Origin of the sequence: Salinimicrobium tongyeongense (assembly GCF_026109735.1) — a bacterium.
GTDB classification, from domain to species: domain Bacteria; phylum Bacteroidota; class Bacteroidia; order Flavobacteriales; family Flavobacteriaceae; genus Salinimicrobium; species Salinimicrobium tongyeongense.
The window spans coordinates 3,443,109-3,469,298 of record NZ_CP069620.1 but is presented as its reverse complement, the minus strand read 5'-3'; the positions used below and the strand labels follow the sequence as shown (position 1 = coordinate 3,469,298).

Annotated in this window: 25 protein-coding genes and 1 other RNA gene; 12 read left to right on the top strand and 14 right to left on the bottom strand. The window is 43.1% G+C overall.

Features of this window, described 5'->3' with window-relative positions; genetic code table 11:
- Positions 1–25: 25 nt before the first annotated feature.
- The gene (locus JRG66_RS15390) at positions 26–916 is read right to left on the bottom strand and encodes a 3-hydroxybutyryl-CoA dehydrogenase (protein WP_265163644.1); all 891 of its coding nucleotides are present in this window, start codon (positions 914–916) and stop codon (positions 26–28) included.
- 8 nt (positions 917–924) lie between these two features.
- On the bottom strand, positions 925–1,887 hold the full coding sequence (locus JRG66_RS15385) for a Gfo/Idh/MocA family protein (RefSeq protein ID WP_265163643.1): 963 nt from the start codon (positions 1,885–1,887) through the stop codon (positions 925–927).
- A 137-nt stretch (positions 1,888–2,024) separates the two neighbouring features.
- Here JRG66_RS15385 and JRG66_RS15380 point away from each other — a divergent pair, with 137 nt between their 5' ends.
- A complete protein-coding gene (locus tag JRG66_RS15380; RefSeq protein ID WP_265163642.1) occupies positions 2,025–2,669 on the top strand; it encodes a protein-L-isoaspartate(D-aspartate) O-methyltransferase in 645 nt (214 codons plus the stop codon).
- Between the two features lie 472 nt (positions 2,670–3,141).
- Here the strand turns inward: JRG66_RS15380 and smpB are convergent, their stop codons facing one another.
- The gene (smpB, locus tag JRG66_RS15375; protein WP_265163641.1) at positions 3,142–3,597 is read right to left on the bottom strand and encodes an SsrA-binding protein SmpB; all 456 of its coding nucleotides are present in this window, start codon (positions 3,595–3,597) and stop codon (positions 3,142–3,144) included.
- Between the two features lie 121 nt (positions 3,598–3,718).
- Between smpB and JRG66_RS15370 the strand changes: the two genes are divergently transcribed.
- Positions 3,719–4,465, top strand: coding sequence for a DUF6503 family protein (locus tag JRG66_RS15370; RefSeq protein ID WP_265163640.1), 747 nt, complete (start codon positions 3,719–3,721; stop codon positions 4,463–4,465).
- A gap of 261 nt (positions 4,466–4,726) precedes the next feature.
- Here JRG66_RS15370 and JRG66_RS15365 read toward each other — a convergent pair whose 3' ends face one another.
- A complete protein-coding gene (locus JRG66_RS15365) occupies positions 4,727–5,269 on the bottom strand; it encodes a SixA phosphatase family protein (protein ID WP_265163639.1) in 543 nt (180 codons plus the stop codon).
- A gap of 3 nt (positions 5,270–5,272) precedes the next feature.
- Positions 5,273–6,373 carry an esterase-like activity of phytase family protein gene (locus JRG66_RS15360; RefSeq protein ID WP_265163638.1) on the bottom strand — a complete coding sequence of 367 codons (1,101 nt, stop codon included), beginning with the start codon at positions 6,371–6,373 and terminating at the stop codon, positions 5,273–5,275.
- A gap of 102 nt (positions 6,374–6,475) precedes the next feature.
- On the opposite strand from JRG66_RS15360, the gene JRG66_RS15355 reads away from it, so the two are divergent.
- Positions 6,476–6,661: a CsbD family protein gene (locus JRG66_RS15355; RefSeq protein WP_265163637.1), complete on the top strand. Its 186-nt coding sequence runs from the start codon at positions 6,476–6,478 to the stop codon at positions 6,659–6,661.
- A gap of 161 nt (positions 6,662–6,822) precedes the next feature.
- The gene (locus tag JRG66_RS15350; RefSeq protein WP_265163636.1) at positions 6,823–8,019 is read left to right on the top strand and encodes an IS256 family transposase; all 1,197 of its coding nucleotides are present in this window, start codon (positions 6,823–6,825) and stop codon (positions 8,017–8,019) included.
- 52 nt (positions 8,020–8,071) lie between these two features.
- On the opposite strand, the gene clpB is transcribed toward JRG66_RS15350, so the two are convergent.
- Entirely contained in the window at positions 8,072–10,672 is a 2,601-nt protein-coding gene (gene clpB, locus JRG66_RS15345; RefSeq protein WP_265163635.1) for an ATP-dependent chaperone ClpB, read from the bottom strand.
- Between the two features lie 191 nt (positions 10,673–10,863).
- Here clpB and ytxJ point away from each other — a divergent pair, with 191 nt between their 5' ends.
- Entirely contained in the window at positions 10,864–11,262 is a 399-nt protein-coding gene (gene ytxJ / locus JRG66_RS15340; protein ID WP_265163634.1) for a bacillithiol system redox-active protein YtxJ, read from the top strand.
- 122 nt (positions 11,263–11,384) lie between these two features.
- Positions 11,385–11,579, top strand: coding sequence for a hypothetical protein (locus tag JRG66_RS15335; RefSeq protein ID WP_265163633.1), 195 nt, complete (start codon positions 11,385–11,387; stop codon positions 11,577–11,579).
- A gap of 79 nt (positions 11,580–11,658) precedes the next feature.
- Here the strand turns inward: JRG66_RS15335 and fahA are convergent, their stop codons facing one another.
- Positions 11,659–12,948 (bottom strand): fumarylacetoacetase, encoded by a 1,290-nt coding sequence (fahA, locus tag JRG66_RS15330; RefSeq protein ID WP_265163632.1) that lies wholly within the window; start codon positions 12,946–12,948, stop codon positions 11,659–11,661.
- A 110-nt stretch (positions 12,949–13,058) separates the two neighbouring features.
- Between fahA and glyA the strand changes: the two genes are divergently transcribed.
- A complete protein-coding gene (gene glyA / locus JRG66_RS15325; protein ID WP_265163631.1) occupies positions 13,059–14,333 on the top strand; it encodes a serine hydroxymethyltransferase in 1,275 nt (424 codons plus the stop codon).
- A 422-nt stretch (positions 14,334–14,755) separates the two neighbouring features.
- Here the strand turns inward: glyA and JRG66_RS15320 are convergent, their stop codons facing one another.
- Both JRG66_RS15320 and JRG66_RS15315 read right to left on the bottom strand, forming a co-directional pair.
- Entirely contained in the window at positions 14,756–15,166 is a 411-nt protein-coding gene (locus JRG66_RS15320) for an acyl-CoA thioesterase (protein ID WP_265163630.1), read from the bottom strand.
- Positions 15,166–16,227: a glutaminyl-peptide cyclotransferase gene (locus tag JRG66_RS15315; protein ID WP_265163629.1), complete on the bottom strand. Its 1,062-nt coding sequence runs from the start codon at positions 16,225–16,227 to the stop codon at positions 15,166–15,168. The genes JRG66_RS15320 and JRG66_RS15315 overlap by 1 nt, the downstream gene beginning before the upstream one ends.
- 87 nt (positions 16,228–16,314) lie before the next feature.
- Here JRG66_RS15315 and ffs point away from each other — a divergent pair.
- The 3 genes from ffs to fsa all read left to right on the top strand — a co-directional run bounded on the left by ffs (position 16,315) and on the right by fsa (position 17,981).
- Positions 16,315–16,413: signal recognition particle sRNA small type (gene ffs, locus JRG66_RS15310), an RNA gene on the top strand.
- A gap of 39 nt (positions 16,414–16,452) precedes the next feature.
- A complete protein-coding gene (locus JRG66_RS15305; RefSeq protein ID WP_265163628.1) occupies positions 16,453–17,265 on the top strand; it encodes an SDR family oxidoreductase in 813 nt (270 codons plus the stop codon).
- Positions 17,266–17,327: 62 nt separating this feature from the next.
- Positions 17,328–17,981: a fructose-6-phosphate aldolase gene (fsa, locus tag JRG66_RS15300; RefSeq protein WP_265163627.1), complete on the top strand. Its 654-nt coding sequence runs from the start codon at positions 17,328–17,330 to the stop codon at positions 17,979–17,981.
- A gap of 209 nt (positions 17,982–18,190) precedes the next feature.
- Here the strand turns inward: fsa and JRG66_RS15295 are convergent, their stop codons facing one another.
- Positions 18,191–19,633 (bottom strand): TlpA family protein disulfide reductase, encoded by a 1,443-nt coding sequence (locus tag JRG66_RS15295; protein WP_265163626.1) that lies wholly within the window; start codon positions 19,631–19,633, stop codon positions 18,191–18,193.
- A gap of 149 nt (positions 19,634–19,782) precedes the next feature.
- On the opposite strand from JRG66_RS15295, the gene JRG66_RS15290 reads away from it, so the two are divergent.
- Positions 19,783–21,408 (top strand): ABC-F family ATP-binding cassette domain-containing protein, encoded by a 1,626-nt coding sequence (locus JRG66_RS15290; protein ID WP_265163625.1) that lies wholly within the window; start codon positions 19,783–19,785, stop codon positions 21,406–21,408.
- A gap of 112 nt (positions 21,409–21,520) precedes the next feature.
- Here the strand turns inward: JRG66_RS15290 and JRG66_RS15285 are convergent, their stop codons facing one another.
- From JRG66_RS15285 to JRG66_RS15275, 3 genes are all read right to left on the bottom strand, one after another.
- On the bottom strand, positions 21,521–21,715 hold the full coding sequence (locus JRG66_RS15285; RefSeq protein ID WP_265163624.1) for a hypothetical protein: 195 nt from the start codon (positions 21,713–21,715) through the stop codon (positions 21,521–21,523).
- 4 nt (positions 21,716–21,719) lie between these two features.
- The gene (locus JRG66_RS15280) at positions 21,720–21,962 is read right to left on the bottom strand and encodes a putative signal transducing protein (RefSeq protein ID WP_265163623.1); all 243 of its coding nucleotides are present in this window, start codon (positions 21,960–21,962) and stop codon (positions 21,720–21,722) included.
- A gap of 76 nt (positions 21,963–22,038) precedes the next feature.
- On the bottom strand, positions 22,039–22,764 hold the full coding sequence (locus tag JRG66_RS15275) for a hypothetical protein (RefSeq protein WP_265163622.1): 726 nt from the start codon (positions 22,762–22,764) through the stop codon (positions 22,039–22,041).
- Positions 22,765–22,961: 197 nt separating this feature from the next.
- Between JRG66_RS15275 and JRG66_RS15270 the strand changes: the two genes are divergently transcribed.
- Positions 22,962–23,549, top strand: coding sequence for a DUF4136 domain-containing protein (locus JRG66_RS15270; RefSeq protein ID WP_265163621.1), 588 nt, complete (start codon positions 22,962–22,964; stop codon positions 23,547–23,549).
- A gap of 65 nt (positions 23,550–23,614) precedes the next feature.
- Here JRG66_RS15270 and pheT read toward each other — a convergent pair whose 3' ends face one another.
- Positions 23,615–26,041, bottom strand: coding sequence for a phenylalanine--tRNA ligase subunit beta (gene pheT / locus JRG66_RS15265; RefSeq protein WP_265163620.1), 2,427 nt, complete (start codon positions 26,039–26,041; stop codon positions 23,615–23,617).
- Positions 26,042–26,190: the final 149 nt, after the last annotated feature.

The window sequence follows — 26,190 nt, the reverse complement described above, 5'->3', positions numbered from 1 at the left end:
TAAATAGGTTTTAAAAATGCCATTTTTAAGAGGAAAACTGGCTGGAAACTTTTTCGGCTTTCCTGCTTCCGGAATAGTCATAAAATCCTTCCCCCGATTTCACGCCAAGCTTCCCGGCCTGTACCATGTTCACCAGGAGGGGACAGGGCGCATATTTCGGATTTTTAAAGCCGCTGTACATCACCTCAAGAATAGAGAGGCAAACATCAAGCCCTATAAAATCGGCAAGCTGTAGCGGCCCCATAGGATGCGCCATGCCCAGCTTCATTACCGTATCAATTTCCTGAACCCCTGCAACGCCATTGTAAAGGGTTTCAATAGATTCATTGATCATGGGCATAAGAATGCGGTTGGCCACAAAACCCGGATAATCGTTTACTTCAACAGGTTCTTTTTTAAACTTTTTTGACAGCTCCATGATGTTGGAGGTCACTTCGTCACTAGTGTTATAACCTCGAATGATCTCCACCAGCTTCATCACCGGCACCGGGTTCATAAAGTGCATCCCAATCACCCTTTCAGGATTTGAAACTACTGAAGCAATCTTGGTAATGGAAATGGAAGAAGTGTTTGATGCAAGTACAGTTTCCGAAGAGCAAAATTCATCCAGCTGCTTAAAAATTTTCAGTTTAAGATCAACATTTTCTGTTGCGGCCTCAACTACAAGATCAACGTTTTTTACTCCTTCTTCAAGCTGGGTAAAAGTGGTGATGTTGTTGAGGGTATTTGTTTTATCGTCTTCAGAGATCTTTTCTTTGGAAAGCATGCGGTCAAGATTGCCCGAGATGGTTTTCATCCCTTTCTTCAGGCTTTCTTCTGAAATATCTATAAGGTTTGTTTTATAACCGAACTGGGCAAAAGTATGGGCAATTCCGTTTCCCATGGTTCCTGCACCAATAACTGCAATATTTTTCATAAATGATATTAGTTAAATGAGTTAATAATCTGTTTTGCCACACGCAGTGCCTGGGTGCCCTGTTCAAGGCTCACAATTGGCGTGGTGTTGTTCTCAATGGCGGCGGCAAAAGAATTTAGTTCGTCTAAAATGGCATTATTCGGGTTCACTTCCGGATTGTCAAAATAGATCTGTTTTTTAAGACCTTCGGCATTCTGAAGAATCATATCAAAATCCCCGGGAACTTCAGGGGCATCTTTCATCTTTACGACCTCGCATTTCTTTTCGAGAAAATCGACCGAGATGTAAGCGTCACGTTGAAAGAAGCGGGATTTGCGCATGTTTTTAAGGGAGATCCTGCTGGCTGTTAGGTTGGCAACACAGCCGTTTTCAAAAAGAATCCGCGCATTGGCTATATCGGGAGTGTCACTAATAACCGAAACTCCACTGGCCTGTATCTCCTTAACTTCAGATTTTACCACGCTTAAAATGGCATCTATGTCATGGATCATAAGGTCGAGCACCACCGGCACATCTGTTCCGCGCGGATTAAATTCCGCAAGGCGATGGGCTTCAATGAACATAGGGTTCTCAAACTTATCTGCAACCGCCTGGAAAGCGGGATTAAATCGTTCTACATGGCCTACCTGGCCTTTTACATTGTATTCTTTTGCCAGTTTAACCAGCTGTTCGGCCTCTTCTACGGTGTTGGTAATAGGCTTTTCTATGAATAAATGTTTTCCTGCTTTTATGGTCTTTTGGCCCACTTCAAAGTGAGAAAGGGTAGGGGTCACCACATCAACCACATCTACGGCAGCTATGAGATCGTCTAAATTGTTGAAATATTTGTATCCAAACTCTTCCTGAACCTTGCGGCCACTGTTCTCATCTATGTCATAAAAGCCCACAAGTTCATATTTTTCAGATTCCTGGAGCAAACGCAGATGGATTTTTCCTAAGTGTCCTGCACCCAGGACGCCGGCTTTGAGCATAATAAATGGTTTTCAACAAAAATAACATTTCTTGCACTAAAGCCAATGCCAATTGCGGGCGAATAAAAGCGGCTAAACCCAAATTTTCTTTAACCTGAGGTAATCTTTATGTAATTTTGGCCACCAAAAGTTAAAAGGTGCGAAAGGATACGCTTAAACATCAGGGAAAGAGGTTGCAACTGGCAAAGGTCGTGGAAGGCAAAGGCATTAAGGATGAAAAGGTGCTTGATGCCATCAAAAAAATTCCGAGGCATTTGTTTATGGACAGCAGCTTTGAAGATCATGCGTACCAGGACAAGGCTTTTCCCATTGCTGCCGATCAGACTATTTCCCAGCCCTACACCGTGGCGTTTCAAACAGAAGTATTACAGGTCAAAAAAGGGGATATGGTACTGGAAATTGGTACCGGCAGTGGCTATCAAACTGCCGTTCTCTGTGAGCTGGGTGCAAAAGTTTACAGTATTGAGCGCCAATTGGAATTGTTCAAGCGCACCAAGCTCTTCCTTTCAAAAATAGGATATCGCCCAAGATACCTGGCCTTTGGTGACGGTTACAAAGGGCTGCCCGATTATGCCCCTTTTGACAGGATCATTGTCACTGCCGGAGCCCCTTTTGTTCCGAAGCCATTGTTGAGTCAGTTAAAAGTGGGGGGGCGAATGGTTATTCCCGTGGGAAAAGACACGCAGATAATGACACTTTTGGAAAGAAAATCTGAAACTGAATTCGAAAAAACTGAATTCGGGAACTTCAGGTTTGTACCCTTGCTGGAAGACCGGAATTAGTGCTCAGTATTCAGTAGGCAGTGCTCAGTATTCAGTAGGCAGTTTAGAAGAATCAAGAACCAGGAACCAAGAACCAAGACTTTTAGATCTGCGAATATCTGCTTGATCTGCGGGAAACAACAATTTAGTAGGCAGTGCTCAGTGATCGGTTCACAATGGGCAAGTAGAAGAATCAAGAACCAGGAATCAAGAATCAAGAATCAGGACTTTTGGATCTGCGAATATCTGCTTGATCTGCGGGAAACAACAATTTAGTAGGCAGTGCTCAGTATTCAGTAGGCAGTAGCTTGAGAAAATAACTTGAACCTTAAATCTATTTGGATTTTGGTGCTTGGAATTTGGTGCTTGGAATTTGGTGCTTGGGATTTGGTGCTTGGAATTTGGTGCTTGGGATTTGGTGCTTGGAATTTGGTGCTTGGATTTTGAATTTTGATTTTTAAACTCCTAACCCTGCACTCTAAACTCATAACTTTTATTTGTACTCCTTCTGAATTCTATCCAATCTGCGTTTGCTTTCCCTGTCTTTGATGGTTTCGCGCTTATCGTAGAGCTTTTTACCCTTGGCAAGGGCGATCTGCATTTTTGCGAGTCCGCGGTCATTGATAAAGAGGCGCAGGGGAACAATGGTCAACCCTGAATTTTTCACTTCTTTCTCGAGCTTTTTCAATTCCCGTCGGTTAAGCAGGAGTTTTCGGGCATGTTTGGGGTCGTGATTAAAGTAGGTAGCGTGAGAGTATTCCTGCACCGTCATATTGATCACGAATAATTCTTGGTTGGAGAACTCACAAAAACTTTCGGCTATAGAGGCTTTTCCTTCCCTTATCGCTTTGATCTCGGTACCGGCAAGTTTAATTCCCGCAATATACTTGTCGAGAATTTCGTATTCGAACTTTGCTTTCCGGTTCTTAATGTTGATATTGTTCTTCATGTGAACAAAAATAGCAAGCTTTAGCGAATTTCCGGTGCTTTTAGGGAAATCTTAAAAGCCGGAGTTTAATTTCAGTTTGAGCAGTAGATTAGGTATTTTTGTTTTTTTACAATGCCCCACCATGAAAAAATATTTTTTACTGCTTTTTGTTTTGGTCCTGGTTTCCTGTAATGAAAAGGCTCACCAATCTGAAGCCGATAAGATCATAGCCCAGGCTATAGAAAAGGCCGGAGGAGAAAAGTATAAAAAAGCAAAGATTGAATTCCGCTTCCGAAAGAACCTGTACTCGAGCAGCCTTAATAACGGGCAATTTGAACTCACCCGCGAAATTACCGACTCCACCAATACCACTTATTACGACGTGCTGAACAATGAAGGCTTTACCCGATTTCAGGAAGAAGAACAAGTACGTTTATCCGATTCTCTTGCTGAAGCTTACGCCGAAAGTGTGAATGCAGTACATTATTTTGTGCAGCTGCCTTTTCGGCTGAATGATGATGCGGTGATCAAAGAACTGGTGGGGCAGGATACCATCAACGGTAAAATATACCATGAGGTGAAAGTGACTTTTGAGCAGCAGGGCGGGGGAGCAGATCATGAAGATGTGTACATGTACTGGGTTGAAAAAGACGATTTTACCATAGATTACCTGGCGTATCGGTTTTTTGTGAACGACGGCGGAATAAGGTTTAGAAAGGCGGTAAACCCCAGGATGGTCAACGGGATAAGGTTTGTAGATTATGAAAATTACAAGACCGATGATCTTTCTGCCCCGCTCGAAGAGCTCGATGCCATGTTCCAAAAAGGCCAATTGACGAAGGTCTCCCAGATTGAAAATGAAATTCTGAAGGTTGAAATTCAGGAGTGATTTTCAGAAATTACAGCGAAGGTGCTCACATTTTTTCAGCAGTCTTTTAAAGCGGTAAATATTCCATTTTCCTCAAAATACTGCAAAATTAAAGTAAGCTGAAGTATACTTCCATTTAAAAATAGCTTCCTTCAGGAGCAAATTGAACCTTTAGGCAAAGGCAAAACCCGTAAAACCGAGCAGGCTGTAAAATAACAGAAACCTGCTGCAGGCGCAGTAGCTAAAAAGACTTTAATGGCGTATAGTATTCAGAAAGAGCTTTTAAAATGGCATTTTTGACGCCTTAGTTGATGTAAAGCAGCTCGGAAGTCTTCCCGCCCCCGGGGAGATGGTCACAAGGAACAAGCTGCCGTATTCTTTTTCATCAAGGTCCCGATATTTATTTTCTCCAAGCAGCAGGTTTACAAATGCCGGGTTGGTATTGCTGTGGCCCACCACAAGCACTGTTTTTCCTTTTGTTTTCTTCTGAAATTCGGGATCATTCAGTTTTTTAGGATCATAGATTTCAATTTTTTTCTGCTGTGTATCGGCCACGGCCCTGGCAGTATTCATGGTGCGATGGTAATTGCTTGAAAAAATGACATCAAACTCCACTTCCGAAAAAATTTTGGCCCACCTGCCTGCCCTTTTCACCCCGGCTTCAGAAAGTTGTGGATCTCTGTCTTGCGTATTGCTTGCATCCTTTTCGGCGTGCCGAATAAAATAGTACTGGGTAATTGCTTCCTGCACGGCTGGTTCTTTGGGATTAACAGAAGTACCTCCTAAAGATAACACCGAAATTATAAGAATGAAAAAGCTGCGCATATCTTACTTTTTTGGCACAAATTCCATGAGGATGACCTGGTTGAGTTGCGGCCCCATGGAGTTGAAGTTATTATCGGAAATAAGGATAAGGCTTTGATTGCCATTTGGGAGTGTAGGGCCAAACGTGATGCCTTCAATATTGTCAATAATTTCCTGGCTCAGGAACTTCTTTGCCCATTTGAAATCGTACAGCAGGGTCTTTTTTGCCGGATTATTGAAAGAAACCCTTAGGTTATTGATGTCTAAAGTATTTGTGGCCAGGCTGGCATCTACATCAAAGATCCTCACGGTATTGCCTTTTTGACCATGACCGGCTGCAAACCCGCGTTCCAGGATAAGGAATTTATCTGGTGCGTACTCCAAAAGATCGGTTACCCCGTTTACTGCGAAATACAACCACGGAATTTTGGCAATGCCTTCTAATCTATAAGGAAACTGCTTTACGGGTTCTCCGGTTTTTTTGTCAAAATAGGTAATTCGTACGGGTGATTTTGTAGCGTAGAGCTTGGGTTTTGGCCCATCGGTCACCAAAGGCAGTTCCATGGCAGCCCATATCCCTTTTTGATCATAAGAAGTGGCAAGGCCCTCAAGAGTTCCGTTATTTCTCGGTTTTTTGACACTTTCAGCTAAAAGATTTTCAGGTACTGCAAAAGAGTCGATATAATCCCCCTTTTTTGACACCCTAAACAACATAGGGTCTTTTTTCTTTTTAATATTCCCTTCGCTGGAGAGCACAAAATTTCCTTCTTCAGCCTCAAAGAGGATGCTTTCCAGGTCTAAGTGTTGGCCTTTAAGGCTTACATGCTCTTTATCTATCAGGATTACGTCAGAAAAAACTATGGTATCGATCTTTTCTTCGGAAAGGCTCAGGTTGGCAATATAGATGCGTGGTGCAGAAGGCTGGTCACTCACCATATAGAAATTCCCTTCCTGGTAATCTATGCCCGAAAGGCCTCCCACCTCGGTGCCTTTCACGCTAAGCTCGTTGGCTATATTGTAATCGTCTAAAAACCTGACCTGTACATTTGAGGTACTTCCTGTTCGGGAACTTTTACAGCTAAGGAATGCTGCGGCAGTAAAAACTAAGAGAAATGCTTTTTTCATGCCGATAAAAATAACAAATTCTTAAGAGCAAAATAGGACTTTTTTAATGGCAGGCGAGCCGTAGTTTAGCTACTTTCGAAGGGAACAACTAAAATTAAGGTTATGAATGAGGATCAAATTGAAGGAAAATGGAAACAGATCAAAGGTGAATTTAAACAAAAATACGGTGACCTTACCGATGATGATGTGACCTACCGCGAAGGAAGATTTGATGAAATGCTGGGAAGGCTACAGGAAAAAACGGGCCGCAGCAAGGAAGATTTGAAGCGGGAAATTGACAGGTGGTAAGATCTTTCCGAAAAATAAGAAAGGCCACGAATTTTTGGGGCCTTTCTTGTTATTGGAGGGACTATCTCAAAAAATGTGTAAGTAGAAAATATGGGGGTTTGCGAACGCCCATATTTTTTTAACCTTGCCTGCAAATTCCAGGCACTAATATTTACACAGTAATGAAAAAAGAAGATCTATTCGATGATGAGTTTTTAAAACAGTTTAAATCAGGAGAAGAACTTAGTAGTTTTCTCAAGCAACTTCAAAAACGTGGATTGGAGAAAATGCTTGAAGGTGAACTGGATGGCCATTTGGATTATGATAAGCACCAGAAGTCTGGATCTGGAAATACCAGGAATGGCTATACTAAAAAGAAGGTTCGGAGTTCTTTTGGTGAAGACACTGTAAAGGTTCCCCGGGACCGGGATGGATCCTTTAATCCTATGATCGTTCCCAAGCGGCAGAACATGATTGATGGCATCGAAAATGTCATTGTATCGCTGTATGCCAAGGGAATGAGCAATAGTGATATTGAAGAACAAATCTCTGAGGTGTATGGCTTTGATGTCTCTACTTCTACTATCTCCCGAATTACAGACCGAATCAGCAATGATATCGTTGCCTGGCAAAATCGTCCTTTAGAGCCCGTTTATTTGATTGTCTGGATGGACGGAATCGTCTTTAAAGTACGAGAGAACTCCAAAGTAGTCAACAAGACGATTTATATAGCTGTAGGTCTCAAAAGAGATGGTAAAAAGGAAGTTCTTGGTCTTTGGCTTGGAAAGAATGAATCTGCAGCCTTCTGGATGAGCGTATTGACAGATATGAAAGCTCGGGGAGTTGAGGACATTTTAATCACTGCTACCGATAACCTCAATGGATTTACCGATACCATCAAAAATGTTTTTCCACAGTCTAAAACCCAAATTTGTGTAGTGCACCAGATCAGAAATGCCTGTAGATATGTAGTTTGGAAAGATAAAAAAGCCTTTACCAAAGACATGAAGCTCATTTATGATGCACCTACTAAACAAGCCGCAGAAGCTGCTCTAGAGGATTTTGCTAACAAATGGAACTCCAAATATTCTTATGCAATAAAAAGCTGGAGAGACAACTGGGAAGACCTTACCGTCTTTTATGAATTCCCGCTGGAGATCAGACGAATTATTTATACCACCAATCTTATTGAGAATCTGAACGGGAAGATCAGAAAGTACACTAAAAACAAATTATCCTTCCCAACCGATGATGCTGTAATGAAATCTGTATATTTGGCTCTGAGGGAAGCAACCAAAAAATGGTCAGTGCCTATTAGAAACTGGGGAATCGTCCTCAATCAGTTCTTGACTATATACGAAGAAAGGGTTCAACTTTAGATAAAAAGTCAAACCCCTTTATTTAAACTTACACACTTTACGGGATAGTGTCTTATTGGGCAATTTCTTCCTGGTTTCTGAACACCAGTTCTTCGTCAAAAGCATCGAGTAGCACAATACTGTCGGTATGGATCTTTCCACTCAAAATTTCTTTTGAAAGCTTGTTAAGCACTTCTTTTTGCAGCGTTCTCTTAACCGGCCTTGCCCCGTACTGAGGATCAAAGCCTCTGGTGGCCAGGTGTGAAATGGCTTCTTCTGTTGCATCAAGGGTAATGCCCTGTTTCGCAAGCATTTTGGTTACACCTTTCATTTGGAGGCCCACTATTTGTTTGATATCCTTCCGGGTAAGCGGTGTGAACATCACGATATCATCTATCCTGTTGATGAATTCTGGCCGCACGCTTTGTTTTAGCAGTGCCAGCACTTCAACTTTTGCGCTTTCCATGGCGGTGTCTATATCCTTCACAGTGTCAAATTTCTCCTGAATGATATGCGAACCCATGTTTGAGGTCATGATGATAATGCTGTTCTTGAAATCGGCCAGGCGCCCTTTGTTATCGGTGAGCCGGCCTTCATCAAGTACCTGTAGCAGAATGTTGAAGGTGTCGGGATGGGCTTTTTCTATCTCATCGAGAAGGATCACAGAATAAGGTTTTCTCCTAACAGCCTCGGTAAGCTGCCCGCCTTCATCGTAGCCCACATATCCCGGAGGCGCACCAACAAGCCTGCTCACCGCATGGCGCTCCTGGTATTCGCTCATATCAATACGGGTCATTGCACTTTCATCGTTAAAAAGGTAATCGGCAAGGGCTTTGGCTAGTTCGGTTTTACCAACTCCGGTAGTTCCCAGGAACAGGAAAGACCCTATAGGCTTTTTCTGGTCTTGTAAACCTGCACGGCTTCTGCGCACGGCGTCACTTACGGCCTGTAGGGCCTCATCCTGGCCTACCACCCTTCTATGGAGTTCATCTTCCAGTTTCAGGAGTTTTTCGCGCTCGGTCTGCAGCATTTTTGTCACGGGAATTCCGGTCCATTTGGCTACAACTTCAGCAATATCTTCATTGGTGACTTCTTCTTTTATCAAAGATTTTCCCTGCTGATTTTCTTCCAGTTGCTTCTGAAGCTCTGCCAGCTTTTCCTGTTCTTCCTTGATCTTACCGTAGCGTAGTTCGGCTACTTTTCCGTAGTTGCCTTCTCTTTCGGCACGTTCGGCCTCAAGTTTGTAATTTTCAATATTAGATTTAGCCGTCTGGATATTGTCTACAACTTCTTTTTCGTTCTTCCACTGGGCGTGCAGTTCATTGCGCTCATCTTTATAATTGGCAAGATCGGCTCTCAAAGCTTTCAGCTTGTTCTCGTCATTTTCGCGTTTAATAGCCTCCATCTCGATCTCAAGCTGCATGATTTTTCTGTCGAGCACATCGAGTTCTTCGGGTTTTGAATTGATCTCCATTCTTAGCCTTGAGGCTGCTTCATCCATGAGGTCTATGGCTTTATCGGGCAGAAAACGGTTCGTGATATAGCGTTGAGATAATTCTACTGCCGAGATGATCGCCTCATCTTTGATGCGCACCTTGTGGTGGGTTTCGTACTTTTCCTTGATCCCGCGTAAAATTGAGATCGCACTTTCGGTATCGGGTTCGTCTACCATCACTTTTTGAAAACGTCGCTCCAGGGCCTTGTCTTTCTCAAAATATTTCTGGTATTCATCAAGTGTGGTGGCGCCAATTGCACGTAATTCACCGCGGGCCAGGGCAGGTTTTAAAATATTGGCAGCATCCATGGCGCCCTGGCCGCCACCGGCACCCACAAGCGTGTGGATCTCGTCAATAAAGAGTACAATGTTTCCTTCGCTTGAAGTCACTTCCTTAATCACTGCTTTCAGCCTTTCTTCAAATTCTCCTTTATACTTTGCTCCGGCTATGAGTGCTCCCATATCAAGGGAGTAGATTTGCTTTTCCTTGAGGTTTTCGGGCACGTCACCTGCAATGATTCGGTGGGCCAGGCCTTCGGCAATGGCGGTTTTACCAACTCCGGGTTCTCCCACCAGCATTGGGTTGTTCTTGGTTCTTCGGGAAAGGATCTGCAGCACCCTGCGAATCTCTTCGTCACGCCCAATTACAGGGTCAAGTTTACCTTCCTCGGCCAGCTTATTGAGATGGTTTGCGTATTTATTTAAAGAATTATAGGTCTCTTCGGCACTTTGGGAAGTGACTTTTTCTCCTTTTCTAAGTTCCTGAATAGCCGCTTTCAACCCTTTTTCGGTCGCGCCCTGGTCTTTCATGATCTGGGCTACTTTACTGGAGGATCCAAAAATGGCTAAAATCAAATGCTCTACAGAAACGTACTCATCTCCCATTTTTTTCGCTACGGAAGATGCATCGTTCAGGGTTTTAGAGGCTTCACGCGAGAGCATGATGTCTCCGCCGCTTACCTTCGGAAAATTCTGAAGGCTCTTGTCGAGGATCTGCTGAAAGAGGCCTACATTAATATTGAGCTTCTTCAGAAGAAAAGGAGTTACATTCTCGTCTACCGTGGTAATGGCTTTAAATATATGCTCGTTCTCTATTTGCTGATGTCCTAATTCCTGAGCCAGCTGCTGGGCCTGCTGAATGGCCTCCTGACTTTTAATTGTAAAATTATTCAAGTTCATAACTGTTCTTTTTACTGAGGTTTAGCAAAGCATGTACCAGTAGCCTGCTGCCGACAAAATGACTGGTTTATGGCTAAACAGGATGACGTTTTGTCTCTTATAAATATACTAAACTTTGAGTTTTTTGCCGAAAAGACCAATGCTTTTTGTTATTTTACAGGGTGTAAGAAGTGAAATTAAAATTGTAGAGAATGGGCTTATTTGATAAAGTATTTAAGAGTGAAAGAGATATAGTGAAGAAGGAAATTGAGGAGGTGCCATGGCATGCACTTACTGAAAAGGCACAACTCACTGAGCTTGAAAAAGAATCTGAATCTAAAACGGTGGTGATTTTTAAACATTCTACCCGTTGCGGGATAAGCAGGATGGTGCTGAACAATTTTGAACGCAATTATGACCTGAAGAAAGATGACGGGCTAAAGTTGTATTTTCTCGATCTTCTGGCGAATCGCGATATTTCGAATGAAGTGGCAAATAGGTTTAACGTGAGGCATGAAAGTCCGCAAATGATCATTTTGAAAGACAGGAAAGTGGTGCAGCATGCTTCCCATCATTCCATAGAAGTGCAGCAGGTAAAAGATCAGCTTTAGGTTAAATATTTCTCAATTATGAGGAATCGATAAAATCGAGTTAAAGGTTTTGTAATCAGTTTGTTATATAGTTTTGTTGTGGCTATATTTAAACTGTATCAATAACCTAAAAAAACTGTATTATGGAAGAGAGAAGAGAAGATCGCAACAGGGATCACAATGAAGAGCAAAGGCGCCATCAGGAAGAAAGATGGAATCCGGCGCAACAGGCTGCAGGTGATCGCGATAAGCAAAGGCAGGAAGATGCCGAAAGAGAAAGAGACATGAACCGCGACCGAAACAGGGAAGATCGCAGCAGTAGGGAAGAGCGCAGGTAAAGCCAAAGCTTTTTCTGAAAAAATAAGAGCCGCAAAAGTCATTTTTGCGGCTCTATTTATATGAAGGAATTATCGGAAATTATTTCTTCTTAGGTTCAAAAACCGGAAGTAATTTTGTGCTTACCTCTCCAAAACCTATTCTGTAATTATCAGCTTTACAAAATCCGCGCATAATTACCGTGTCGTTGTCTTCAATAAAGGTGCGGGTGCTGCCGTTAGATAATTTTACGGGTTTTTCGCCTTTCCAGGAAAGCTCCAGCATAGATCCGTAAGAATCTGGCGTGGGTCCCGAAATGGTTCCCGATCCCATCATGTCTCCCGATAATACGGGGCAGCCGTTCACGGTGTGGTGGGCGAGCTGCTGGCTCATATTCCAGTACATGTATTTAAAATTAGACTGGGAAACCTGGGTCTCTTCAGCGTTTTCAGGCTGAATGAAAACTTCCAGTTCAATGTCAAAGCTCTTTTTTCCTGTAGATTGCAGGTAAGGCAATAGTTCCTTTTCGGGTTTCGGGCTTTCTACCCTAAATGGCTCCAGGGCGTCTAAAGTAACAATCCATGGAGAAATGGAAGAAGCAAAGTTCTTGGCCAGGAACGGCCCCAGGGGCACATATTCCCAGGTTTGAATATCGCGGGCGCTCCAGTCATTAAAGAGTACCATCCCAAAAATATAATCTTCGGCTTCTTCAATAGGAATGGGTTCTCCCAGGTGGTTGGCATCGGTTGTAATAAATGCCATTTCCAGTTCAAAATCTACTCGTTGTGACGGCCCGAATACAGGCTCGGGGGCATCTTTAGGTTTGGTTTGTCCCTGTGGGCGGTGAATGGGGATGCCACTGGGAACAATTGAAGAGCTTCTTCCGTGGTAACCCACAGGAATGTGAAGCCAGTTGGGCAGTAGTGCATTATCGGGATCACGGAACATGGTGCCCACATTGGTAGCGTGCTCTTTGCTCGAATAAAAATCGGTGTAATCGCCAACCTGTACCGGCATTTGCATTTCAATCTCATCTAGCGTGAAGAGAACCACCTGCCGGTGTTCTTCATTATCACGCAGGCTATCATTGCTACTGTCAAAAATTTCAGCAATACGGTTCCTTACAAGTCGCCAGGTCTTTTTTCCGTCAGAGATGAAATCGTTCAGCGTATCCTGAAGAAAAATATCATCAGTAAGGGGAATACCTTCAAAATAACCCAGCTGGTGCAGGGCACCAAGGTCTATAGCGGTATCTCCAATACGGGTTCCAATGGTGATAATATCATCTCTTGTAAGAAAAACTCCAAAGGGTATATTTTGTATGGGGAAATCAGAGTTTTCGGGTACTTCCAGCCAGGTTTTTCGTGTAGGGTCGTTAGCTGTAATGGACATAATAAATGTTGGTATTTTGTTAAAATCAATTCGAACCAAATATATTATTTTCTTTATAAGAACCGAATGTATTTGCTATTTTTGAGTATTATTTAACGTAAAAAATGCATATGCAACGGGATAACGAATTATTTGATTTAATTGACGCAGAAAAGGAAAGGCAACTAAATGGTTTAGAGCTAATTGCCAGTGAAAACTTTGTAAGTGAACAGGTGCTCGAAGCTGCCGGTTCTGTGCTTACCAATAAATACGCCGAGGGCTACCCCGGAAAAAGGTATTACGGGGGCTGTGACGTGGTAGATGAGGTAGAGAACCTGGCAATAGAGCGATTAAAAGAGCTTTTTAACGCCGAATATGCCAACGTACAGCCGCATTCCGGATCTCAGGCCAATACCGCCGTTTTCCATGCCTGTATGAAACCCGGCGATAAATTTCTTGGGTTTGACCTTTCTCACGGCGGACATTTAACTCACGGTTCTCCCGTTAATTTCTCCGGAAAACTTTACAATCCTGTCTTCTACGGAGTAGATAAAGAAACCGGACTTATAGATTATGATGAAGTTCAAAAAATAGCTGAAAAAGAAAAGCCTAAAATGATCATTGCCGGTGCCTCGGCCTATTCTCGTGAAATAGACTACAAGCGTTTTAGAGAAATCGCCGACAGTGTGGGGGCAATTCTTTTTGCAGATATCGCACACCCGGCCGGGCTTATAGCAAAAGGTTTGCTAAGTGATCCTATTCCTCATTGCCACATCGTTTCCTCAACCACTCATAAAACCCTGCGAGGGCCTCGCGGCGGGATTATTATGATGGGAAAAGATTTTGACAATCCTTTTGGTGAAACCCTTAAGAACGGAAGCCCTAAAAAGATGTCTATGCTGCTTAATAGCGGAGTGTTCCCCGGAAACCAGGGTGGGCCTTTAGAGCATATCATCGCAGCCAAGGCTGTGGCTTTTGGGGAAGCCCTTACCGATGAGTTCCTTCATTATACGGTACAGGTCAAGAAAAACGCCAAACGTATGGCCGAATCCTTTATGAAAAAAGATTACCAGGTGATCTCGGGAGGAACCGATAACCACATGATGCTTATCGACCTGCGCAATAAAAATATTTCAGGAAAAGAAGCCGAAGAAGCTCTTGGAAAAGCCGACATTACTGTAAATAAAAATATGGTGCCATTTGACGATAAGTCTCCTTTTGTAACTTCAGGAATAAGGATTGGAACCCCGGCGGTCACTACCCGCGGGCTCAAAGAAGCCGATATGGATACCATCGTTGACCTTATTGACCGCGTGATCACCAATTACCAGGATGACGAGAAGCTGGAAGCTGTAAGACAGGATGTGATTAACCTTATGCAGGGCAGGCCTCTCTTTCAAATGTAAGAATAAGCTGAAAAATTAAATATAACGCTGCCTTAGGTCTCAAAAATGGGATTTTTGGGCAGCGTTTTTTTATTTCTGAAGTAGTAGTGTTGTCCTATTAAATAATATACAGGAGCTAAGGCCACGAATACACTAATATTATGGCCTCATTTAAAGGTGTGGAAAGGTGGCTTTCAGTTTCTGAAATAGGGAAACTTAATTTCTGAACCAGAATTGAAAATTGTTTTAATCAATGGGGGCAAAGTTCTGGCTCTAGATCCTTGCAGCCTGCCTTCCGTTAGGCAGTCGAAGCGATTTTGACTCCTTCCCTAGATAACGTTGTTCCTGAAACTATAATATTTCCACGGAATTGCAGTTGGGAATAGTTAAAGACTTCCTTATTTCCTTCCGAAGCAGTCGTGAATAGCTGAAAATCGAGCGTGTTATTCTCTTTTATGGAAAACCGTGCGCAGGTCTTCGGTGATTTTGGTGGGTTTCTTCGAATTGGCATCAAGCAGGCACCACATGGATTTTGCGGCCACTAAGATCTCTCCGCTTTTAGCACTTTTGATGTTGACAAACCTTTCCGAAGTGACAAAAGTGGTCTCTCCCACGTAGGTTTCAATAATGAGTTCATCTCCCAAAAAAGCCTGTTTTTTGTAATCTATTTCATGGCGGATCACCACCCAGATAAAGTCCTTTTTTAACTGGTCTGTCGCTCTTACTTCCCAGTGCTCCTTGGCAATATCCTGTATCCACTGCACATAACGCACGTTGTTTACATGGTTGAGGTCGTCAAGGTCTTCTTCTGAAACCGTTCTTTTGTGGGTGTATATTTCTGCTGGTACTACCATTAGTTCTTAATTATTTTTACTTCAAAAAGGGTGTCCCAGTCTTTCCCGGTAACGTAAAGTTTCTTGCTCACCGGGTCATATGCAATGCCGTTGAGCACATCGTTCACCGGGTCAAGATCGGGAGTGTTGCCAAGCTGGTCGCGCAGACCAGAGAAGTTGATCACTCCTTCTATGGCGCCATTTTCAGGATTAATTATCGCAACCCCGTCTTTTTGATAGGTGTTGGCGTAGATCTTTCCTTCAACCCATTCCAGTTCGTTGAGCTGCGTGGCAATGGTACGATTTGTAACGGTTTGGATAAAATCTGTTTCGGGCAAGGAGGGGGAAGCAGGATCTAAAAACCATATTTTTTCGGTACCATCGCTTTTGTACAGCATACTGCCGTCATTTGCCAGCCCCCAGCCTTCTTTACTTTTTTCATATTTAAACTCGCCTGCCTTTTCAAAAGTATCAACATCATAAATAAAACCCACGCCTTCTTTCCAGGTAAGCTGGTAGATCTTATCGTTTAAGATGGTAATTCCTTCAGCAAAATATTGAGAAGGGATATCGATCTTACGCTGTACCTCGCCGGTTTCCAAATCAACCAGCCTTAGGGATGAACTCCCGTAGTGGCCGGTACTTTCGTAGAGTTTACTGTTATAGAACTCCAGGCCCTGGGTGTAGGCATCGGCCTGGTGTGGGTATTTGTTAATGATCTCGTAAGTATAAGTGGCAGGGGCAGCGTTGTTAAAAAGGGTAATTTCCTGTTGCTTTTCACTGGTCTCATTATTATGGTAGATACGGGCGGTAAGCTGCCATTTGCCCAGCTTTTCATCATTAAAAGTGTGGTTAAGGGGTTCTTCGCCCAGGGTTTTTGCCAGGCGTTGTTCTCCCAGAAAGTATACAACAGAATCTTTTTCGCCGTTTACCTGCGCCTGCAGGCTTTCTCCCAGCTTAAATTCTTTCTTGTTTTCTTCAATTTGTAACGAATAATTATTTTCTGATTCATTGGAGTCGCTTCCGCAGGAATGGAGGATTGCACTCAATGTCATCAAAAAGAGAGGGTTATATACCTTCATGTTTCACAGTAATTTTTATGGAAGCTAATTTAAAGAATTCGGCTTAAAAATTACTTGCAAAAAGCATGAAAGGTTGTATATTTGCCCCGGCAAGTCCCACACAACCAGCTCCTGCTGAATCCCCCAGGGCGGGAACGCAGCAAGGGTAAGCGGTCGTAGCGGTGTGATGTGGGTAGCTTGCCATTTTTTGTTTCCAATAGTCACGATTTATCGCATCTTTGCAGCATGACAGAAACAACTTCAAAAGTGGTGCTCGTAACAGGGGCATCTTCAGGAATTGGAAAAGCCATTGCCAATTTTCTTCAATCAAAGAACTATACCGTTTTTGGAACCAGCCGCAATCCGTCGGGGCGAGATTCTGCATTTCCTCTGGTCGCGTTGGATGTTACCAGACCTGAAACCATTACTGCTGCCGTTGCAGAGGTGATTGCTTCCGCAGGAAAAATTGATGTCCTTATTAATAATGCAGGCGTGGGAATTACCGGCCCTATTGAAGAAACGCCCGATGAGGAGATCAAAAAGGCCTTTAATACCAACCTTTTTGGGCCTATCAATGTCATTAAAGCCGTCTTACCTCATATGCGGGAAAACAACTCGGGACTCATTATAAATGTGACTTCCATCGCAGGTTATATGGGCCTGCCTTACCGCGGAATATATTCGGCTTCAAAAGGAGCGCTGGAGATCACTACCGAAGCTTTTAGAATGGAGCTGAAGGATTCAAATATCAAAATGACCAATATTGCCCCCGGAGATTTTGCTACTAATATTGCGGTAGGGAGGTATCATGCGCCGGTTATAAAAGGTTCCCCTTATGAAAAGCCGTATGGGGAGACCCTAAAGATTATGAATGAGCATGTAGACCACGGGAAAGACCCACAAATGATGGCTAAAGCGATCTATGCGATACTTCAGGAAAAAAATCCCAAAATCCATTATAAAGTAGGGGAGCCGCTGCAAAAGTTCTCTATTGCTCTCAAACGCATTCTCCCCGATAAAATTTATGAGCGCCTACTCTTAAAGCATTATAAATTGTAGTTTTGCAGGAGGTTGAAAAATGGCATTTTTCAGCAGTATTTAATCATTTATAACAACACACTATGAAATTTTTTATTGACACCGCGAACCTTGACCAGATAGGGGAAGCCCAGGACCTTGGGGTTCTTGACGGAGTGACCACCAACCCTTCTCTAATGGCGAAGGAAGGCATCACCGGCAAAAACAACATCATTGCCCACTACAAGAAAATTTGCGAGATCACTACCGGGGATGTTAGCGCCGAAGTGATCGCTACCGATTTTGAAAATATAGTAAAGGAAGGCGAGGAGCTGGCCGCTTTACACGAGCAGATCATTGTAAAAGTGCCTATGATCAAAGACGGTATTAAAGCTATTAAATACTTTAGCGATAAAGGCATCAAAACAAACTGTACTCTGGTATTTTCGGCAGGCCAGGCGCTTTTGGCAGCCAAAGCCGGGGCAACTTACGTTTCGCCTTTTATCGGGAGACTTGATGATATCTCAACCGATGGTTTGAACCTTATCATGGAAATTCGCCAGATTTATGATAACTACGGTTTTGAAACTGAAATCCTCGCTGCTTCGGTAAGGCACACCATGCACGTGATTGACTGTGCTAAAATTGGTGCCGATGTGATGACAGGCCCACTTTCGGCCATCACCGGGCTGCTCAACCACCCGCTTACCGATATTGGTCTTGAGAAATTCCTGGCCGATCACAAAAAGGGGAACTAAACTTCCAAAAATGACATTTTTCAAAGCCTTTTTTCTTCGGAAGAAAGGCTTTTAAATTTAAATATTCGGGAATCCTCAAATTTTAATCTGGAAAGAAAGAGGCCGGGGTTTTAAGTTTCTGTTCCTGAAAAACTCTCGTTAAAAGCCATCTGATGTGAAAATAAGGTCTAAAAAATGGCATTTCAGAGGCCTTTTTCTTCGGAATAACTTTAATTCAGGAATTCCAGAAGCCTGGATTCAAATTCGGGGGAAGAAAGGTAAACGTCGCCCACTTCTACTACCGAAGCATCGTTCACAAATAACATTTTACTCAGGAAATATTGAAAAACTTCTTTGTTGATCCTGGCCGGCGCCAGCTGAAATTCGGTGGCAGGGTCGTAGCCGTTTTGCCTTACGGCAACTCTCCAGGCGGGTTCTTCAGAAAGGTCGAGGTTGATTCCTATAAAATCTACTTCGGGATATTTTTTTCGGTATAGATCTATTACCTGGTGTTCATTCTGGTAACTTTCATCATAAACAGACCAGAGAAATATCACCGTGGGCCTTCTTATAATATCATCTGTAGAGACGAGCTCTCCCTCCATATTGAGCAGGGGAACTGCTGCCAGTGAGGTGCCGGGAAGATAAGCCAGTTGTACCGTGGCCAGGTTTTTCAGTTTTTCAAGATTTTTATCGGGGAATTTAAGAGCTTCCAGTTCGTCGAGAATCGAGGCTATATTTTCCTTGTTTTCTGCCATGATGATACCTCTTACGGCAATTTTTTCCAGTAACTGTTCCCTTATCTTTGGCACTCTAATGAGTTCACCGGCTTTGCGAAGGCGGGCTTTTACATTGGCAACATCGGTAAGGCTGTAGCAGTCGGCTCCGTCTAAATCACTGTCGGCACACCAGGCCAGGGAGTAGTTGATAAGGTAATTCTCCAGTAGCCTTTTATAACCGGGGCTGCACTGTATGTTCACACAGTTAAAATCAATCTCTTCCCTGTAATCGTGAAAATTGGAAGGGAATTGCCGGGAATAGTCTTTGTAATACTTGTTGACCAGATAGGTGTAGCGTTCCCGAAGGTCGTAATTCTCATAATTGATGACCTCCCGTGCCAGTTGGTTGAATTCGTCTGAAAAATTTTTCTTTTCTGAAATTGCGGCCAGGTAAGCAATTCGATCCTGCCTTATAGAATCGGCTTTTTCGAGAAAAACCTGAGGGGTGTATTCGTGAAAGTTCAGCAGGAGTTGAGAGTTGCCTTCATCTTTCAGGAACATTTCAGCCATAAAATTGTTCTTCGCATTGCCTTTTCCGCTGAAGTGGAGCGATTCATCAAAAGCCATTGTGTTAGCCCTAAGCAGCAGGCTGTCTCCCGGAGAAATATAAATATTCTGAACTTCGGGCTTATGCTGAAGGATATACAGGCCTTCTTCGGCATTTTCAATTTTATAGCTAAACCTGTTCTTTTCGTCCAGTTTTATGGTGTCAAGAATAAATCCTTTATGTTTTATAATGACGTGATCTATAGTTGGGTTCACTATTTCGCCACCCACATAGGCATAAGAAACTGTTGGGTTAAAATTCTGGCAACCGGAAATAAAAAAACTGAAGCCTATAAATGCCAGGGCTGGCAAGGCGTAACGGGAAATATTTAAACTATTTTTTTTCAAAATTCCTGGGGGACAAATAGCGGATAGCAAATGTAGACCCAGAGCGACAACAGGTATGTTAACTCCTCGTTAAATAGAGAATTATAAAAGTTAATCTTTTAAGGGATAAGCTTAAATACCTACTTTTGCAAAAATTTAGAAAAGACTATATGTTATCAGTTTCAAATTTATCTGTACAGTTTGGGAAAAGAGTGTTGTTTGATGAAGTAAACACCACCTTTACCCAGGGGAACTGTTATGGAATTATTGGTGCCAACGGTGCCGGGAAATCTACTTTCTTAAATATTCTTAGCGGCAAGACAGAACCTACTTCGGGGCATGTGCATCTCGAACCCGGGAAAAGGATGTCTGTACTTGAGCAGAACCACAATCTCTATGACGAATTTCCTGTTCTGGAAACGGTGATCATGGGCAATAAACCGCTCTATAACATCAAAAAAGAGATGGATGAGATCTATGCCAAAGAAGATTTTAGCGATGCCGATGGCGAAAGAGTAGGAGTGCTGCAGGTTGAATTTGAGGAAATGAACGGATGGAACGCCGATAGTGAGGCTGCTGCCCTGCTTTCAAACCTAGGCATCAAGGAAGATAGCCACTACACCCTGATGAGCGATCTTGACAATAAGCTTAAAGTAAGGGTTCTTTTGGCGCAGGCACTTTTTGGGAACCCTGATGTGTTGATCATGGATGAGCCTACCAACGACCTTGATTACGAGACCATCAACTGGCTGGAGAACTTCCTGGCCAATTACGATAACACGGTGATAGTGGTTTCGCACGACCGTCACTTCCTGGATGCGGTTTGTACCCATATATCCGACATTGACTTTGGAAAAATTAACCATTACAGCGGGAACTATACTTTCTGGTATGAGTCTTCACAACTGGCTGCACGTCAACGTTCTCAGCAGAACAAGAAAGCTGAAGAAAAGAAAAAGGAACTTGAGGAGTTCATTCGCAGGTTTAGTGCAAACGTAGCCAAATCTAAACAGGCTACTTCCAGGAAAAAGATGATCGCAAAGCTTAATATTGACGATATTAAGCCTTCAAGCCGAAGGTATCCTGCGATTATTTTTGAAAGAGAAAGAGAAGCCGGGGATCAAATTCTAAATGTAGAAGGCCTTGAAGCTTCGCTGGAAGGGGAAACTCTTTTTAAAGATGTAAATATTAATCTTGCGAAAGGAGATAAAGTAGTGGTGTATTCAAAAGATTCACGAGCCACTACAGCTTTCTACGAGATACTCAATGAAAAGGAAAAAGCAGTTTCGGGTAAATTCGGTTGGGGAATTACTACCAACCAGTCTTACCTGCCGCTAGATAACTCCGAGTATTTTGACAATGACCTTACTTTGGTAGACTGGTTGCGCCAGTGGGCTAAGACAGAAGAGGAAAGGGAAGAGGTGTATATTCGCGGTTTTCTTGGTAAAATGATCTTTAGCGGCGAAGAAGCCCTTAAAACTGCCCGGGTACTTTCTGGTGGGGAAAAAGTGCGCTGTATGTTAAGCCGTATGATGATGATGAGGGCGAACGTGCTCATGCTCGATGAACCCACAAACCACCTCGACCTGGAATCTATTACGGCCTTTAACAACTCCCTTAAAAACTTTAAGGGTACGGTGCTGTTCACCACTCACGATCATGAATTTGCCCAAACAGTTGCAAACAGGGTAATTGAATTAACTCCTAACGGCGCTATAGACCGTTACCTTACTTTTGATGAGTACATGAGCGATCCTAAGATTAGGGAGCAGCGGGAGAAAATGTATTCCAAATAATAGAATAAGCAAGAAGCTGTCTAAAAAGTTTACAACTTCCTTTAATATTTATTTCTGAAATAAACTTTGAAGAATAATACGTTAAGCTTTTTGGGCAGCTTTTTTATTTTTTTCAGACTTCTTTGTCTTTCCAGAAGAATTTGTACAGGTCAAAGCCCCCAAGCACAATAAAGCCAATGGCAATGATGATCCTGAAGGTGGTGTACTCTGCACCCGTAAGGAAGGTGTAGATGCGGTAGCCCCCATATCCTATAAAGGCAATACCAACAACGAGACTGAAATAATTTTTTCGGGGAGCAGCAGTCATTTAATTAATCACTATCTGGGAATGTTTCTTTAGTGATGCGCAGGGCCTTTTCATAATCTTTAGTTTTGGCAAAGAGCAAAACCTGACCGGGCAAACCACCTCCAAAACCGGCCCGTAAGCCCGAGTCAAAATCATTTCGTACCCGGGTGGCTATGCCTTCCTCTTCAAGCAGGTTTTGCAGGTGCTGTACATTTACTTCACTCCCGGTATAAACTCTTTTATATTCTTGTTGTTCTTCTTCGTTCATAAAGGTATATTTTCCTATAAATTTAATAATAGGCGAACGACTTCAGGAGGATTTAATTTGAGTTTAACATTTGGGATCAGGCATTGTAAAATTTGCTGTTCCAGTTGCCCGAACTAAAGTTTTTCCCGAGGCTTATTCCGTAGAAAAAAATAAGCGCAACGGTAGATTTGAACGAATACATGTAAAGGATGAGGAACTGCGAGCTCTCCCTGAACTGGGAGAAGAAAATTTCCCGAATGCCAAAGGTGAGCAAAAAACTGGCGAGGAAGCAAAAGATCAACAGGTTCTCAAGGTTTTTAAGCGGCCACATCATCAGTTTTCTTAGCGGATGCATGTCTGTGCCCCATTTGTGGAGCAGGTAGTGGTAGCCGTTGCCTAAAGGTGCAAAAAGCATGGGGTCATCGGCATTTTCTAGCCTGAAATATTTTGCGGGAGCAAGCATTTTAAAGCCTTTTAAAGAAGTTTGGTGCTTTTTTTCAGCTTCCTGTACCGCTTTAATGGCTTCAGCCGGTAGTTCTCCCTTAAAATAATGGGTGTCGAGAAAGCGCAGCCTAAAGTCAATACAAATCTTTTTGATCTGGTTTTCATGGAAGATCCTGTTGGTTTCCAGCAGGTCAAATTCCAGTTCATTCTCAAAATTATCTTCGGAATGGCCTTCAGAAATTCTTCGCAAAATCTCTTCTTCGGAATTTTCTTCTCTCGTTAATATCTTCCTTACTTCTTCCAGGACCTGCTGTTCTTTCATCTCTTTCCGGCGAAGCAGCTCCATCTTCCTCTGAAGGTTAACTCTCTCTAGCAGCATTATTTTCCGTTTTAGCGGCTAAAAATAGGGAATAACAGCATAAGATGCAAAAAATAGCCTTTTTGGCTATCTGTTAAGTAATTCTATTGTTAAAATTAAGAAGGGATGGTTAAAATCATTTTAAACCTGCGCTTCTTTTAATCTATTCCCCACAGATAGGCTAACTTGAAAGAAAACAACCCTAAAACCATTCAAAAATGAGATTTTTTCGACACTTTTTTAGCCTGAGTCTTTTAAGCGCAATTCTCCTTGTGGGCTGCGGTCCAAAAGTTGACACCAACAAAAGAACAGCTCAAAGCCTCGACAGTTTTGAAAGCTATGCCTTTTTGCCCAACCAGGATACCATACAAACTTCAAGTTATGACAATGCGCAGGTAAACGAAATTGTTATTGATGAAATCCGCCAGAATATGGACGATCTCAATTACAGGTTAGATCGCAATCAACCCGACCTCCTGGTGTACTATCACCTGATGTTAGATGAAGAAATGGCGGTAAATGCCAACCCTGTGTACACCAATTACAGCTATTACCGACCAGGGTTCTATGTTGGGCCGTACTACAGAAATTATGCGTACAACAATTATTTTACCGTTCCAAGAATTGCGGGAAACTCAGTTCAACAGGTGCCTTATAAGGAAGGTACGATCGTGATAGACCTCATTAACCGCCGAACCAACGAAATTGTGTGGCGCGGAAGGGCCGAAGATGTCATCACACCCGGTAATCTCGATGAAGAATTAAGGGCCTACGTAAATGCCATTTTTGAGAGGTTACCAAAATAAGGAAGCATATAAAACCTATTAAAACCTGAAATAAAAAAGGCTGTTCAACGAACAGCCTTTTTGTGTTACCTGAGCTCTGCACCCAGTTGTTTTTCCAGGTTTTGTTGCAGCTTACTCATTATTTTATCAATCTGTTTATCGGTAAGGGTTTTTCTTTCATCCTGAAGCATAAAACTCACCGCGTAACTTTTCTTTCCTTCCGGAAGCTTTGCGCCTTCGTAAACATCAAAGAGGCTGACTTCTTTAAGAAGGTCTTTTTCAGTCTTAAAAGCCAGCTCATAGAGCTCTTCAAACTTAACAGCCTTATCCAGAAGCAGGGCAAAATCACGCCTCACCGCCTGAAATTTTGAAATTTCCCTGAATTTGTTCTGCTGGCTTTTAGAAGTTTCCACCACCATATCCCAGTTAAAATCGGCGAACAGCACTTCCTGGCCGATGTCGAAATTCTTCAGGATCTTTCTTTTGACCACCCCAAATTCTACCAGTTTCACATTGTTAAAGCTGAAAGAAATTCCTTCAGAAAAAACATCATTTTTGACGGGTGAGGTTTTAAGGTTCCTTATTCCGAGTCTTTCAAGAACCGATGTAACCACACCTTTCAGGTAGAAAAATTCCCCTTTTTGAACCGCCCCGGTCCAGGTTTCCTTATTCCTGTTGCCTGAAATGAAGATAGAAAGGTGTTTCTTTTCTTCCCGGCCGCTCTTGTAGTTGTGGTAAGTCTTTCCGAATTCAAAGAACCTGAGATCAGACCTTTTGCGGTTCAGGTTGTAGCTTACAGCTTCAAGGCCCGAGAACAGTAAAGACTGGCGCAATACCGAGAGCTCCTGGCTAAGCGGATTCAGCATTTTTACAGCGTAATCTTCCTTCAACTGCTCGCTAAGGCCCAGGTGGGCAGGAGTAGTGAGGGAGTTTGCCATGGTCTCGAAAAAGCCCTGGCCTACAAGTTGCCCGGCGATCAGATTCTGAAGTTTATAATCTTCAAACCTCGTAGAATTGGCCACCGATGCATTGATCTTATCTCCAAATTCAATATTGTTGTACCCATAAACCCGAAGGATCTCTTCAATCACATCGGCTTCTCGCTTTACATCTACGCGGTATGGCGGGATTGTGAGCCCCATTCCGGTTTCGGTGACGTTGTTCACCCGTATTTCAAGAGAGGCGAGTATAGATTTGATAGTCTCTTTCGACAAGTTTTGCCCCACCAGAGAGTTGATCTTCTCAAAAGTGAGGAAAACAGGGAAGTCTTCTACTTTCTTTGGATAATAATCGTCAATATCACTGGAGACGCTCCCTCCAGCCAGCTCCTGAATGAGCAGCACGGCTCTCTTAAGAGCATATTCGGTGATGTTTGGGTCTATTCCTCTTTCATATCTAAAGGAGGCATCGGTGTTCAAGCCGTGACGCTTCGCAGTTTTTCTAACGGTTACCGGATTAAAATAAGCACTTTCAATAAAAAGATTGGTGGTGCCAGAAGTTACCCCACTGCTTATTCCGCCAAAAACCCCGGCTATGGCGAGGGGTTTTTCGGCATCACAAATCATAAGGTCTTCTTCGTGCAACTCCCTTTCAACTTCGTCTAGTGTGGTAAATTTTGTTCCTGCCGCTAAGGTTTGTACAATGATCTCGTTCCCCGAGATCCTGTCGGCATCAAAAGCGTGTAGGGGCTGTCCCAGTTCGTGCATCACGTAATTGGTAACGTCTACCACATTGTTTTTTGGAGCGATTCCAATTGCTTTCAACCTGTTTTGCAGCCATTGTGGCGATTCAGAAATCTCCACGCCGGTAATGGTGACCCCGCAATACCGGGGAGCAAGTTCGGGCTTGACAATTTTCACCGGAATCCTTCGGCTGCGGCTGTCTACATGAAAACTGCTTACCGATGGGGTGATCAATTCCTGGGGTTCTCCCTGTTGCTGCAGCCCGGCTTTAAGGTCGCGCGCTACTCCCCAGTGGCTCATGGCATCGGCGCGGTTTGGTGTTAAACCTATTTCGAACACGTGATCATCTTCAACTTCAAACAGGCTGGCCGCAGGGGTTCCCGGCTCAATCTCTGCATCGAGCACCATGATGCCGTCATGGCTTTGCCCAAGGCCCAGCTCATCTTCGGCACAAATCATTCCGTGGCTGCTTTCGCCCCTTATCTTGCTCTTCTTGATTTCCCAGGGAGTGCCTTTCTCGTCGTATAAAGTAGTGCCAACAGTGGCAACAGGTACTTTTTGGCCTGCGGCAACATTAGGTGCGCCGCATACAATTTGAACCGGTTCGCCGTTCCCCAAATTTACGCGGGTTACTTTGAGCCTGTCGGCGTTAGGGTGCTGTTCGCAGGTAAGCACTTCTCCCACCACGATGCCTTTAAGGCTGCCTTTTACACTTTCAAATTCATGAATACCTTCTACTTCAAGGCCGAGATCTGTGAGTAGTTCCCCTGTTTCTTCGGGAGTTCGATTAACTTTTATGAATTGTCTAAGCCAGTTATATGAAATCTTCATTGAACAAATTTTTCGAGCTGCAAAGATAGTATTACGATTGATTTTGGCATAATAAAAAAGGGAAGTCCGCCAGCATGAACCTGTAAAGTTTTATTTCTGAAAATTGAAACGCTCGCCGGGCTTTCATTTTTTCTTCGGAAGTATTCTCA